Source organism: Bacillus salacetis, from assembly GCF_003581585.1.
In the GTDB taxonomy this organism is placed as follows: domain Bacteria; phylum Bacillota; class Bacilli; order Bacillales; family Bacillaceae_B; genus Rossellomorea; species Rossellomorea salacetis.
Window position 1 is genome coordinate 17,824 of the sequence record NZ_QXIR01000013.1, and the last position, 12,360, is coordinate 30,183.

General features: G+C 43.9%; 15 protein-coding genes. 1 reads left to right on the forward strand and 14 read right to left on the reverse strand.

Annotated features, from left to right (window positions below):
- Window position 1: 1 nt before the first annotated feature.
- From spoVAEA to spoIIM, 14 genes are all read right to left on the reverse strand, one after another.
- Window positions 2–571: a stage V sporulation protein SpoVABEA gene (gene spoVAEA, locus D3H55_RS10800; RefSeq protein WP_119546926.1), complete on the reverse strand. Its 570-nt coding sequence runs from the start codon at window positions 569–571 to the stop codon at window positions 2–4.
- A 20-nt stretch (window positions 572–591) separates the two neighbouring features.
- A complete protein-coding gene (locus tag D3H55_RS10805) occupies window positions 592–1,014 on the reverse strand; it encodes a stage V sporulation protein AB (protein WP_119546927.1) in 423 nt (140 codons plus the stop codon).
- On the reverse strand, window positions 1,004–1,624 hold the full coding sequence (locus D3H55_RS10810) for a stage V sporulation protein AA (RefSeq protein ID WP_119546928.1): 621 nt from the start codon (window positions 1,622–1,624) through the stop codon (window positions 1,004–1,006). Before D3H55_RS10810 ends, D3H55_RS10805 begins: the two co-directional genes overlap by 11 nt.
- A gap of 394 nt (window positions 1,625–2,018) precedes the next feature.
- Complete coding sequence (gene sigF, locus D3H55_RS10815; RefSeq protein ID WP_119546929.1) at window positions 2,019–2,780, reverse strand: RNA polymerase sporulation sigma factor SigF; 762 nt, start codon at window positions 2,778–2,780, stop codon at window positions 2,019–2,021.
- A gap of 12 nt (window positions 2,781–2,792) precedes the next feature.
- Window positions 2,793–3,233 (reverse strand): anti-sigma F factor, encoded by a 441-nt coding sequence (spoIIAB, locus tag D3H55_RS10820; protein WP_119546930.1) that lies wholly within the window; start codon window positions 3,231–3,233, stop codon window positions 2,793–2,795.
- 2 nt (window positions 3,234–3,235) lie between these two features.
- Entirely contained in the window at window positions 3,236–3,586 is a 351-nt protein-coding gene (spoIIAA, locus tag D3H55_RS10825) for an anti-sigma F factor antagonist (protein ID WP_119546931.1), read from the reverse strand.
- A 126-nt stretch (window positions 3,587–3,712) separates the two neighbouring features.
- Entirely contained in the window at window positions 3,713–4,876 is a 1,164-nt protein-coding gene (locus tag D3H55_RS10830) for a D-alanyl-D-alanine carboxypeptidase family protein (RefSeq protein WP_119547010.1), read from the reverse strand.
- A 200-nt stretch (window positions 4,877–5,076) separates the two neighbouring features.
- Entirely contained in the window at window positions 5,077–6,387 is a 1,311-nt protein-coding gene (locus D3H55_RS10835) for a pyrimidine-nucleoside phosphorylase (RefSeq protein ID WP_119546932.1), read from the reverse strand.
- Between the two features lie 46 nt (window positions 6,388–6,433).
- Window positions 6,434–7,249, reverse strand: a complete 816-nt coding sequence (locus D3H55_RS10840) for a purine-nucleoside phosphorylase (protein ID WP_119546933.1) — start codon at window positions 7,247–7,249, stop codon at window positions 6,434–6,436.
- Window position 7,250: 1 nt separating this feature from the next.
- A complete protein-coding gene (deoB, locus tag D3H55_RS10845) occupies window positions 7,251–8,444 on the reverse strand; it encodes a phosphopentomutase (protein WP_119546934.1) in 1,194 nt (397 codons plus the stop codon).
- A 340-nt stretch (window positions 8,445–8,784) separates the two neighbouring features.
- Window positions 8,785–9,678, reverse strand: a complete 894-nt coding sequence (gene xerD / locus D3H55_RS10850; protein WP_119546935.1) for a site-specific tyrosine recombinase XerD — start codon at window positions 9,676–9,678, stop codon at window positions 8,785–8,787.
- Window positions 9,679–9,683: 5 nt separating this feature from the next.
- Window positions 9,684–9,914 carry a YqzK family protein gene (locus D3H55_RS10855; RefSeq protein WP_119546936.1) on the reverse strand — a complete coding sequence of 77 codons (231 nt, stop codon included), beginning with the start codon at window positions 9,912–9,914 and terminating at the stop codon, window positions 9,684–9,686.
- A 410-nt stretch (window positions 9,915–10,324) separates the two neighbouring features.
- Window positions 10,325–10,786 (reverse strand): ferric iron uptake transcriptional regulator, encoded by a 462-nt coding sequence (fur, locus tag D3H55_RS10860; protein ID WP_119546937.1) that lies wholly within the window; start codon window positions 10,784–10,786, stop codon window positions 10,325–10,327.
- Window positions 10,787–10,898: 112 nt separating this feature from the next.
- Window positions 10,899–11,555 (reverse strand): stage II sporulation protein M, encoded by a 657-nt coding sequence (gene spoIIM, locus D3H55_RS10865; RefSeq protein ID WP_119546938.1) that lies wholly within the window; start codon window positions 11,553–11,555, stop codon window positions 10,899–10,901.
- 145 nt (window positions 11,556–11,700) lie between these two features.
- On the opposite strand from spoIIM, the gene D3H55_RS10870 reads away from it, so the two are divergent.
- Window positions 11,701–12,288 carry a GNAT family N-acetyltransferase gene (locus D3H55_RS10870; protein ID WP_119546939.1) on the forward strand — a complete coding sequence of 196 codons (588 nt, stop codon included), beginning with the start codon at window positions 11,701–11,703 and terminating at the stop codon, window positions 12,286–12,288.
- Window positions 12,289–12,360: the final 72 nt, after the last annotated feature.

Here is a 12,360-nt window from a genome sequence, read left to right on the forward strand (position 1 = left end):
ATTAGGCATGGTAACCGCTCCTTTCTAGTATGATTTCAACTGCCTTTTTGGTGATAGGGGCACCCCGGGAAAAATGATCTTTATGCGCCATCTTCCCAATATCGCCAATCCCCACGACAATCGGCAGGTTTAATTGGTCCAGACAGTAAACGGTGTCGCCATTGATCCTTCCCATTTCATTTTCAGGGACACCGAACTTATCTACTCCATATGGCGTCAGCTCTCCGAATCGATCAATACATACATCAACTTTGGTCCATTCGGCCTGCCGGGTCTTGGAAGCGACGGCAATGGCTCCCAGAATGTTAAATTCACCGGAAGCTGCAACATACTTCATGGCCGTTTCGCCGCTTCCTTCACCAAGAAACCCGCTGTCATCAAACATGACAATAACCAAATCCCCTGCTGCGGACTTTATCAATTCGACTATTTCACTTCCTTTCAGGATTGATGGATTCCCCTGTGACCTTGAGATGCACCGTGCTCCATATTCCCTCGCCGCTGTTTCGATCGCTTTTCTGGCATATTCATCTCCATCGGTAACGAGTATTACGTTTTTCTTCCCTGCCATACGAGCTCTCCTTTCAAGGCTTATAGACGGACAAAATAAATCCAATGAAACAGTGACCCAAGTACCTTTCCAAGGACAATCGCCATCAACAGGGTGATGATGCGGTCATTGATGCCGATCCTTTTTGTCAGGATCGGAAGAACATTCAAGACCTCCGTCAATGCAGCAGCAAGCATCCCGACAAAAATTCCGCTCAGCATTCCCATGGGAATCAGAATATAAGGGGAAAGCCCCAGCTTAAAATCATTGAGACTGAAAACACTCCCGATTATCGCCCCAAACACAACCGCCCACTCATAAAAGTGAATCATTTTCATTGTTTTGGTGAGCTGCGTCAATCGGGGAATGATTCCCAGCACAGTCAAAAATGCCACTAAACCAGAACCTACAGCAAGCCCTCCTGCAAGACCGACAAATCCCAAAATGATGATGTTAATCGTCATCAAGATGCTTCATACTTTCTTTATTTTCATGCATGATGACATATTGATCGAGATCTTGCTGATAGTTGAACATTTCAACCTCAAGGGGACTCGGCTCTTCGTTAATCCTTTTTCGGAATACATGGTTGAAAAATAAGATCATCCCTAATCCTAAACCGAAGGAATAAGGTACTTGAAATAACAATGGATGCGGGTCTTCCTTGCCTGTCATCATTAAGTAAAGGCGCTGATGCACTTCCCGCATGCTCACATCTTCATGAAAATTCATGATTGCCATTGCTGCGCCAATAAACAGCAATAGCCAGACAGCCGCAAATAATGCCGGTGAAACTTTTTTCCGCTTATATACCACTTCCACGATCGTCTGGGAAGGACCGATCGTTTGAACATCCACATTTGGAAGCACCGATTTGATCTGCGAAATCACTCTCATCAGGTCAAGGATGATAATATTCTTATCCTCTTTGGTCACCTTATGAAGAACGATCTTCCGAATGGCCTGAAGATAATGTTCAGGGGCGATGATCTGGGCAGTATTTTCTAGCTGGATACTGCTTTCCGGTCTCACTTGCAGCCTGTGCCGAAGCCGAATATATACTGAACCTTCCATCCTTCTCACTTCCTGGTCAACATTATTTTCCTGCGTGTATAAATAGTATGGATTTCAGACAAATATTTCATGAAGCCAATAATTGCTAACTGTTTTTTTGGATTAACAGGAATACGAAATCTCATATGGTAAACCCGCTTCTTGCAATGATGATCCCTCTTGTGATCATTTGGCTGCAGGCTTCATACTGTAGCGAGGGCCGTTGATCAGCTGCAGAATCAAAAAAAGAGGCTGGGACATGACTATTTTATTAGCGTCTATAGCCGAATGCTAATTTCACTTAAGATCTAATTGAATTCAAAAAGCCGAACTAATCTAGAATGCTAAGATAGCATTTCTAAAATAGTTCGGCTTTTTTAGTTACTGAAAAGCTTTTGTCCCGGCCTCTTTCCCTTTACGTCATATTCATTTTTTCTTTCATATTGTGCAGGATTTTTTTCTCCAGCCTTGAAACCTGTACCTGGGAAATACCGAGGCGGTCTGCCACCTCTGACTGGGTTTGATCCTTGTAATACCGGAGATAAACTATCAGGCGTTCCCTTTCGTCCAACTCCCGGATTGCTTCTTTCAGGGCGATTTTATCAAACCATTTCTGGTCTGAATTATCGGATATTTGGTCAAGGAGAGTTATGGGGTCGCCATCATTTTCATATACTGTTTCATGAATAGAGGACGGGGCCCTGCTTGCTTCCTGTGCCATGACGACTTCTTCAGGGGAAAGTTCGAGATGGGCGGCAATTTCATTAATTGTCGGCACCCTTCCCAGTGTCTTGGACAATTCATCTTTCGCCCGCCGGATCCGGTTGCCCATTTCTTTCAACGATCTGCTTACCTTCACTGTACCGTCATCCCGGATGAACCTTTGTATCTCTCCAATGATCATCGGGACAGCGTAGGTGGAAAACTTCACATCATAGGACAAGTCAAATTTATCCACTGACTTCAACAGACCGATTGAACCGATTTGAAACAGATCATCAGGTTCATAACCCCGGTTCAGAAAGCGCTGTACAACCGACCATACGAGTCTCATGTTCTTCTGGACGATCAAGTCCCTGGCTGACTGGTCACCTTCCTGGCTTCGCTGTATGAGCTCCTTAACTTCCGAATCCTTCAGGAAGCTTTGCTCTTTGTCCTTCTTAACATCCACATCCATTAGCATGGCTCCTTAATTGCATAGCGCTTTACTGTTAGCTAAATGCTTTTTTAAACGAACGGTTGTGCCTGCTCCTGGGTGCGAACTCACTTCTATTTCATCCATAAAGTTTTCCATGATTGTAAAGCCCATTCCCGAACGTTCAAGCTCTGGTTTAGTCGTAAATAACGGCTGTCTGGCTTCTTCCACATCCTGAATGCCGATACCGTCATCCCTGATTTCCATATCAACGAACCCATCTTCCATCTTGACCGAAATATAGACGAAACAGTTTGGGTTATTATCGTAACCATGAATTATTGCATTGGTGACCGCTTCTGAAACGACTGTCTTGATTTCCGTCAATTCATCCATTGTCGGATCAAGCTGTGCGATAAAGGAAGCTACCGTCACACGGGCAAATGATTCATTTTGGCTCACCGCACTGAATTGGATGTTCATTTCGTTCTTCATTATCAGGCAACCCCCAGACTTTGTAATGCATACTCTTCAGACGGCTCTAAACGTATAATCTTGAATAGGCCTGACATTTCAAACAGCCTCTTGACTGCAGGGGAAATCGCACAGACAACCATTTCTCCATGCTTTTGTTTGATTTGCTTATATCTTCCTAAAATCACACCCAGTCCAGAGCTGTCCATAAATCCAAGGGCTTCCATGTTCAGTACGATGTGCTTGATTCCGCGTTCTTCAATCAATTGAGAAGCTTGCTGCCTCAATTTTTCTGCTGTGTGGTGATCCAGTTCCCCGCTCAGACGAATGCAAAGAACATCACTTTTAACTTCCAGACCAATAGTAAGACTCACTATAACAGGCCTCCTTCTCTGTCGTATAGTGAGTCAATTCTACTCTGTATTCCTAAATTCCTCCTACAAGACAAAACTAGAAGAAATCAGACAATTTATGCTGTTTTTTTTATTCGAAGGCTTAGTTTATTTTCCGGTCTTCGTGAACATTCCGAATGCACGCTTATATAGCTGCCAGAAGCTTGCCTGAGGAACGTCCTGCTTAGCCACGAGAGGAGTTTCAGAAAGCTGTTTGCCATCTTTCTCAATGACAAGCTTCCCGATTGCATCACCCTTTTTCACTGGGGCCTTCAGTTTATCGAGTTTCACTTTTTTCTCGATTCCATCAAGTTTTTCACCTTTTTTTGCTAGAAGCGAAACAGGTTCGTTTGTCATTGCTTCAACTTCTTTGTCCTTCCCTTTGGACACTTTCGTCTTGCCTACACTTGCTCCTTTTTCAAAGAGTGGCTGGGTCTTATACTGGCTGAAGGCATAGTCAAACATCTTGCTGATTTCTGCATTGCGGTCTTTTGGTGTCGGCGCGCCGAAGACGACTGCAATGACCCTCATATTATCTTTTTTAGCCGTTGCGGTCAGGCAGTACTTTGCCTCATTGGTGAAGCCTGTTTTCAATCCATCCACTCCAGGATAAAACCTTACGAGCTTGTTTGTGTTCACAAGCCAGAATTTCTTATCCGTATCTTCTCTCAGGTAGGATTCATACGTTCCTGTAAAATTAGTGATTTCCTGGTGCCGTAATAATTCTTTTGCCATCATCGACATATCATGTGCTGAACTGACATGATCACTTGCAGGCAGGCCAGTGGGATTTTTGAAATTCGTGTCTTTCAATCCCAGATCTTTAACTTTTTCGTTCATTTTCTCGACGAAGCCTTCTTCACTGCCTGCTATATGTTCTGCCATCGCTACTGAGGCATCATTGGCAGAACCGATTGAAATGCCAAGCAGCATTTCTTTGACTGTCATTTCTTCACCAGGTTCCAGGAAAATCTGGGAGCCTCCCATTGATGCAGCGTATTCACTTGTCCTGACTTTGTCTTCCCATTTAATCTGGCCCTTTTCAATGGCTTCCATGATCAAGATCATTGTCATGATTTTTGTCATGGATGCCGGCGGCAGTTTCTCATGGCTGTTTTTATCATATAAAACCGTTCCCGTATCTCTTTCAATCATTATCGCTGATTTAGCGCCTTCCGCTAATTCAGTCTTTTTCTCCTCTGCCGCAGCAAACGGAGCAAAAGCGGAAGAGATCAATACCAACATAAGGATGGCCGATATCATTCGTTTCATTCCTGGTCCTCCATTCAATGTAAATAATTTCATTACATGCATAGCCCCATTTTTTCCATCCTTATCTTTTTTATACAGTGATTTCCAAGGATTTTTTTCATTAATTTCCCGCCAATTATGTAAGCAATGTAAAATTTTCATAAAAAAGGCAGATGATCCTGAAAGATCACCTGCCTTTTTGGGTTGACTAATCAACCTGATTATTTTGTTTCTTTAATTTCCCCGTGTATCAGCACTGGAGCATCGACTTTGTTCTTAGTCACTTTGATGCTTTCGTAAAGTTTATTCTTAACATCAGCGATATCTTCACTATTGCTGTGGATCGTCACAAGAGATTCACCTTTTTGGACTTTATCCCCGATTTTCTTTCTCAGTTCCAGCCCTACAGCAAGGTCGATTTCTGACTCTTTTGTCGCTCTTCCTGCGCCCAGCCACATAGCCGCAGTGCCCACTGCATCAGCGATGATTTCTGAAACATATCCGTCTTCCTTTGCTTCAAGTTCAAGGACGTGCGCAGCTTTTGGCAGCTTCTCAGGTTCATCGACGACAGACTCATCCCCGCCTTGGGATTTCAAGAAAAGCTTAAAGCTGTTCAAAGCTGATCCATCCTTGATCACTGAAACCAGCTTTTCACGGGCTTGTTCGAGGGTTGCAGCTTTTCCTGCAAGGTAAACCATGTGGCTTCCCAATGTCAAGCAAAGCTCTGTCAAGTCTTCCGGTCCCTCGCCCTTAAGCGTATCGATCGCTTCTTTTACTTCCAGAGCGTTCCCGATCGCAAATCCAAGCGGCTGGCTCATGTCGGAGATAACGGCCATTGTTCTGCGGCCGACATTGTTGCCGATGTTGACCATCGCCTGTGCGAGTTCCTGTGAGTCCCCGAGCTCCTTCATGAAAGCTCCAGCCCCTGTTTTGACATCAAGGACAACCGCATCTGCGCCTGCAGCAATTTTTTTGCTCATGATGGAAGAAGCGATTAAGGGAATACTGTTAACTGTCGCCGTCACATCACGAAGTGAATACAATTTTTTGTCAGCAGGTGTCAGATTTCCACTTTGTCCGATGACGGCAATCTTGTTTTCATTCACCAGGCGGGTAAATTCATCATTGTCAATTTCAACATGAAAACCAGGGACTGCCTCCAGCTTATCGATTGTACCACCTGTATGCCCAAGGCCCCTTCCGCTCATTTTCGCAACGGGCACACCGACGGCAGCAACGAGAGGTCCGAGCACTAATGTAGTCGTATCACCGACACCACCCGTTGAGTGCTTATCGACCTTGACGCCTTCAATTGCCGATAAATCAATTTGATCACCTGATTGCACCATTGACATGGTAAGGTCCGCTCTCTCCCTTTCAGACATGCCTTGGAAGAAAATCGCCATAGTCAGCGCACTCGCCTGATAATCAGGGATGCTTCCATCTGTATAACCTTCAACAAAATAATTTATTTCTTCCGGGGTAAGCTCTTTGCCATCCCGTTTCTTTTCAATTACATCAACCATTCTCATTTCCATTCACCTCAAAACATAGTCATCCTGCAGTATTCATCATTCTTTACATCGATTTAACGATAGATTTCACATAATCAAGGAAGTCTGCGCGAACCTTTTCGGTTGTCTCGATTACTTCATCGTGAGTAAGGGGCTGGTCAAGGATTCCTGCTGCCATGTTGGAAATACACGAAATCCCCAGCACATCCAAGCCTGCATGCCTTGCAACAATGACTTCCGGGACCGTAGACATTCCTACCGCGTCTCCTCCAAGTGTCCTTAACATGCGCACCTCGGCAGGAGTTTCATAAACGGGGCCTGTATTTCCAACATACACACCTTCTTTAATGTCCAGTGAAAGCTTTTCAGCCACTGTTCTTGCCAGTTCACGGAGTGATTTACTGTATGCTTCCGACATGTCAGGGAAACGGACACCAAGACGGTCATCATTAGGACCAATCAGAGGATTACCTCCCATATTATTGATATGATCGGAAATGATCATCAAATCACCAGCCTGGAAGGATTCATTAACCCCTCCTGCTGCGTTAGTAACAATCAGGGATTCCACGCCAAGCTCTTTCATCACACGGACAGGAAAGGTGACTTTATCGAAACCATATCCCTCATAGAAGTGGAACCTTCCTTGCATGGCCACGACTTCTTTACCGGACAGTTGGCCAAATACCAGCTGTCCTGCATGGCCGGCCACTGTGGAAACCGGGAAATCAGGAATTTCTTTATAAGGTACTACAACCGGATTCTCAATTTCTTCCGCCAGCACACCGAGTCCTGATCCCAGAATAAGGCCGATAGCCGGTTTGCCTGTATATTTGTTTTTCAAAAAATTTGCTGCATTCTCTATCTGTTCGAATTTCATATTAAGACTCCTTAGCGATATCGTTTAAAAAGCTTTCTCCGTATTTCGGAAGTTTCACATTGAAATTGTCTGCCACTGTTGCACCAATGTCAGCGAATGTTTTGCGGACCGGGATCTCTTTCCCGACACTCATTCGCTTCGAATAAACTAGCAGAGGAACATACTCCCTTGTATGGTCCGTTCCATAGTGCACCGGATCATTGCCATGGTCTGCAGTGATGATCAATAAATCATCCTCTGTCATTCTTTCAAAGACTTCAGGGAGTCTGGCATCGAACTCCTCGAGGGCTTTTCCGTAGCCCTCGGGGTCACGGCGGTGCCCAAACAATGCATCAAAGTCGACGAGATTCAAGAAGCTCAGTCCGGTAAAATCCTTTTCAAAAGACTTGACCATTTGATCCATACCATCCATATTGTGCTTGGTCCTGACAGACGCCGTCACCCCCTCGCCATTGTAGATATCGGAAATTTTCCCAAGAGCGATGACATCGTATCCTGAGTCTTTCAGTTCATTCATGACTGTCCGTTCAAATGGTTTCAGCGCATAGTCATGTCTGTTTGATGTACGCTGGAAGTTACCCGGTTCCCCTGTAAAAGGGCGTGCAATGACACGGCCGACGAGATATTTCTCGTCCTTTGTCAACTCACGGGCAATTTCACAGATCTTATACAATTCATCAATCGGCACAATCTCTTCGTGTGCAGCTATTTGCAGAACCGGGTCTGCAGATGTGTAGACGATGAGCGCACCTGTTTCCATATGTTCTTTTCCGAGTTCCTCTATGATGGCCGTTCCGCTTGCCGGCTTATTTCCGATGATCGGCCTTCCTGTCCTTTCTTCAAGCTGTTTCAATAATTCATCAGGAAAGCCTTCAGGGTATACTTTGAATGGCTGGCTGATATTCAACCCCATGATTTCCCAATGCCCCGTCATCGTATCTTTCCCTACCGAGGCTTCCTCCATCTTTGTGTAGAACGCCATAGGGTGTTCCTGCTTTTCAATTCCTTTTATTTCACGGATATTCGATAAACCGAGCCTGGCCATATTAGGCATGTTCAAACCATTCATATGTTCAGCTATATGACCTAATGTATCCGCCCCTTCATCGTTGAAATCCTTAGCATCGGGAGCTTCCCCGATTCCAACAGAGTCCATGACAACAAGGTGGATTCTTTTGTATGTATAATTGCTCATTTGTTTCTCTTCCTCCTTCATTGATTTGCTGCTTCTTTTGAATCAGTAAGGCTGCAAGCTGGATTTCAGCTGATAAGCAAGTTCCGTTAATCCATCAGGAAGCCTCACCTGCAGCTCCAATCTTTAAAAATGGGAAAGCAATAATCCTGCAGGGAACCCTAGATACAAACTCAACAGCCCTTGTCATATTTACGCTTATATTACCCCGTTTCTCAGGGTGTAACCAAAAGTTGATTTGTCAGAAGTCAGACAACCTTATTTTAAAGCCGGTGCTTACAAAAAACAAGCGTTTACATAGATAATCTTCTATCTTTTTATGAACATAAAAAAAGCAGGCCTTTTAAGCCCGCGGGTGAAATTTCGAATAGACATCCTTCATTCTCGTCTTGGTCACATGAGTATAAATCTGGGTTGTCGAAATATCCACATGTCCCAGCATTTCCTGCACCGCTCTCAAATCTGCACCATTCTCCAGCAGATGAGTTGCAAATGAATGCCTGAGGGTGTGAGGCGTCAGCTCTTTGGAAATCTTTGCTTCCGCAGCCAATCCCTTCAGGATTTTCCAAAAGCCCTGCCTGGATAATCCTTTGCCATGATGATTCAAAAAGAGGGAATCGTCCTTGTGCTTCTTCCTGACCAGTTTCGGACGGCCATCCGTCAGGTATTTCTCCAGCACTTCAATTGCAGTCTTACCAATGGGGATGATCCGTTCCTTGTTTCCTTTTCCAATACACCGCACAAACCCCATTTTCAAATGGACATCGTCCATCTGGAGCCGGATGAGTTCCGATACACGGATTCCGGTCGCATACAGCACCTCTAGCATCGCCTTATCCCTTATCCCAAGTGGAGTGCTCTCCTGCGGAGCTTCCAGCAGGGCTTCCACTTCATCTATACTGAGCACTTTAGGAAGCGAGCGTTCCATTTTTGGTGACTCAATATGTATAGATGGGTCTTGTTCGGTTACTTTCTCACGCAAAAGAAACTGATGAAAAGACCTGATGGAAGCCACATGCCTGGCAATGGTCTTGGCAGACTTCCCTTCAGATTTCAAATGGCTGAGAAACCCGGTAATATTGACCCTTTGCACTTCATTCCAAACGTTTGCTGAATCCACATTTTGAAGGAATTTCATATAATTCTTCAGATCGCGTTGATAGGAGTCCACCGAATTTTTGGCAAGCCCCTTTTCAACAATCAAAAAATGGATAAAATCTTGTAGTCGGCTCTCCAAGCTAATTACTCCCCATTCATATAAAAAAGTAATAGCCGGTCAGTCCAGCTCCGCTCCTCCTCTGAAACTGTCTGGAACACTTTAACAGCAGCACCTTCCGGCTCATCGTATCTGTGATAGCTTTCGTATTCTTCGCTTATACACATGATACCATAGTAAAAAAGAATCGTAGAGCCTGTAAACAGTATAAACACTTTTATAGTGTGCCAAATGGTCTTCATCCCTGTTTGTAACATACGCCTGTCCTCCGTAAACATTCTTTCTTACAAGCTATGACGAAAATGCAGGGTTTTATACCATTTGGGTGTAAAAAAACCTGGGTTTGTCACTTAGTGCAGCTGCTTGGCAGGGTTACAACAAAGCTTGAGTGATTCAGTACCGCTCTGACGGCACGACCCACTGCGTTTTCACTTGTCTAGGTAAAAGGCTAATTTCGCAGATATTGTTGCTTTCAGAAAAATCCCAGCTGACGGATTTCCCCCCTGTATTCAAAGCTTTACTCTCGAAAGAACAAGCAACTCTTTTCTTTCCTGCTCACCGGGGTTTTACCAGGATATAATCTAAAATTTTATGTTGAATAGCAACAAAGTTTACGAAAAGAGCCAAAATAAAAGAACTGACAACTTGGCGGTCAGCTCTGCGATTTCTATTCTGATTCGGTTTCATCTGACTTTTCCTGGCACCTATAGCAAATGCCATGGAAGGTCAATCTGTGGTCTTTTATTTTAAACTTCCAATCTCTTTCTACAATTGCTTCCACATCTTCAAGTAAATCTTCTTGGATTTCATCAACAGCTCCACACTCTATGCATACCAGGTGATGGTGAAAGTGAGCTGCGCCTTCTTGACGGAGATCATACCTCGATACACCATCGCCGAAATTTATCTTGTCTACAATCTTCAACTCTGTCAAAAGTTCCAATGTCCGATAGACAGTCGCCAAACCAATTTCGGGAGATTTTTCTTTAACGAGGAGGTATACATCTTCTGCACTTAGATGGTCTTCTTCATTTTCCAATAGTACTCTCACTGTCGCTTCACGCTGTGGTGTCAGCTTGTAGCTGGCAGAAGAAAGCTGTTTCTTTATTCGGTCTATCCGGCTTTCCATAATTCCGTCTCCCTCCCCCGTCAGTGTCTACATTATTATAACAAAAAGGGAGGAATAAGCAAAATAAAATAATTATAAAGAAGAGATTAGAATTTTTATTATATAATAATTATTATTTACCGGATAGGTTCACCATCGTTTTCATCAAGCTGGGAGAAATATAGGCTTCAATACCAGCAGCAAGGGTTATAATAGCGATCGCCACTACAAATGCAAGAACGTACCTTGACAGTAATGGGACCATTTGGACCTGTAAATGCGGTGAAAGTTTCATGAATATCTTCCGAATGAGTGTCAAAGAGAAGCTTACACTGATCACCCCTATGAATATGAAGGCCGGTATGATTACGATATTCTGCGGCAAAACCGTTGCGAACGACAGGAGAAATCCGTTCCAACCCATTTGATTCACTAAAAAACCGACTGAAAAACCAATGACGACCCCTTTCATGAATAAAAGGATAAAAATGAGCGGCAGACCGATAATGGAGATTCCGAGTATCCACATCAACCCTAAATATTTTATATTATGAAGAAAACTCTGCCGGAACAAATCTTCGGCAGATGCAATTTTGCCATCTGATATTTCCCCGAAAAATTGTCCGAGATAAAAGTAAAGGTCTTCTTTCTGGGTGAACGACAGGCTGTTCACGACCACCGCCCCGAAAATGACACCCATTAAGAACAGAGTGAGTATAAATAGGTAGATAGAGGAATGGGCTTGTACGTGTTCAATGATTGGATTTTTGGATGAGATTCCCTTTCGCATCTGTTTTTCCTCCTAATCGAGTATTACTAGATACTATGTTGCAAATCTAGTAATTATACCTTTGAGATTTCATTAATATTTTAAATAGCTGTTGTCCCCTGCCGCTATTTCAGATATAATTTTCTGAAAAATCAGGAGGGATTTCATGGGAAACCGGATACTGTTTGACTTTCCAGACTTAATTGAAACGAACCGCCTTTATATTAGACACTGCAAACCAGGTGACGGATACAAGCTGCATAAGGCTATTAATTCCTCTATTAAAAATCTGTCAAAATGGATGGCTTTAGCTCAAAAAGAGCAGACCGTTGAGGAAATAGAAGAAGGCATCCGGAAATCGTATGCCGATTTTATATTAAGGAAAGACTTCAGGCTGCATATATACAAGAAAGATGACGGTGAGTTTGCAGGATCGACGGGGTTTCACCGTATTGATTGGAAGACAGGCAGTTTGGAAATAGGATACTGGGGAGTTTCCTCTCACAGCGGAAATGGCTATATTACGGAAGCAGTTAAGGAACTGACCCGCTTTGCCTTTGAACATTTGGCGGTTCATAGAGTGGAGATACGCTGCGATGAATTGAACCACGCATCCCGTCGAATCCCCGAACGACTTGGCTATACTCTCGAAGGAACACTCCGCCGGAATTCCCTAAGTGCTGACGGACAGGAGCTCAGAAATACTTGTGTGTATTCAGTACTGGCAGATGAATGGAAATACCATCATCATTAAACGTCAAACTTTGGCTCCCTCTGGTTTCCTGTCCCGAACGGACACCTGCACAGAGGAATATAATGGAATCGA

Excerpts from the sequence above, each read along its gene's own strand:
- spoVAEA (WP_119546926.1), bottom strand. The coding sequence starts at position 571 with ATGGCAGGGAAGAAAAACGTAATACTCGTTACCGATGGAGATGAATAT.
- D3H55_RS10805 (WP_119546927.1), bottom strand. The coding sequence starts at position 1,014 with ATGACGATTAACATCATCATTTTGGGATTTGTCGGTCTTGCAGGAGGG.
- D3H55_RS10810 (WP_119546928.1), bottom strand. The coding sequence starts at position 1,624 with ATGGAAGGTTCAGTATATATTCGGCTTCGGCACAGGCTGCAAGTGAGA.
- sigF (WP_119546929.1), bottom strand. The coding sequence starts at position 2,780 with ATGGATGTGGATGTTAAGAAGGACAAAGAGCAAAGCTTCCTGAAGGAT.
- spoIIAB (WP_119546930.1), bottom strand. The coding sequence starts at position 3,233 with ATGAAGAACGAAATGAACATCCAATTCAGTGCGGTGAGCCAAAATGAA.
- D3H55_RS10830 (WP_119547010.1), bottom strand. The coding sequence starts at position 4,876 with ATGAAACGAATGATATCGGCCATCCTTATGTTGGTATTGATCTCTTCC.
- D3H55_RS10835 (WP_119546932.1), bottom strand. The coding sequence starts at position 6,387 with ATGAGAATGGTTGATGTAATTGAAAAGAAACGGGATGGCAAAGAGCTT.
- D3H55_RS10840 (WP_119546933.1), bottom strand. The coding sequence starts at position 7,249 with ATGAAATTCGAACAGATAGAGAATGCAGCAAATTTTTTGAAAAACAAA.
- deoB (WP_119546934.1), bottom strand. The coding sequence starts at position 8,444 with ATGAGCAATTATACATACAAAAGAATCCACCTTGTTGTCATGGACTCT.
- D3H55_RS10855 (WP_119546936.1), bottom strand. The coding sequence starts at position 9,914 with ATGTTACAAACAGGGATGAAGACCATTTGGCACACTATAAAAGTGTTT.
- fur (WP_119546937.1), bottom strand. The coding sequence starts at position 10,786 with ATGGAAAGCCGGATAGACCGAATAAAGAAACAGCTTTCTTCTGCCAGC.
- spoIIM (WP_119546938.1), bottom strand. The coding sequence starts at position 11,555 with ATGCGAAAGGGAATCTCATCCAAAAATCCAATCATTGAACACGTACAA.
- D3H55_RS10870 (WP_119546939.1), top strand. The coding sequence starts at position 11,701 with ATGGGAAACCGGATACTGTTTGACTTTCCAGACTTAATTGAAACGAAC.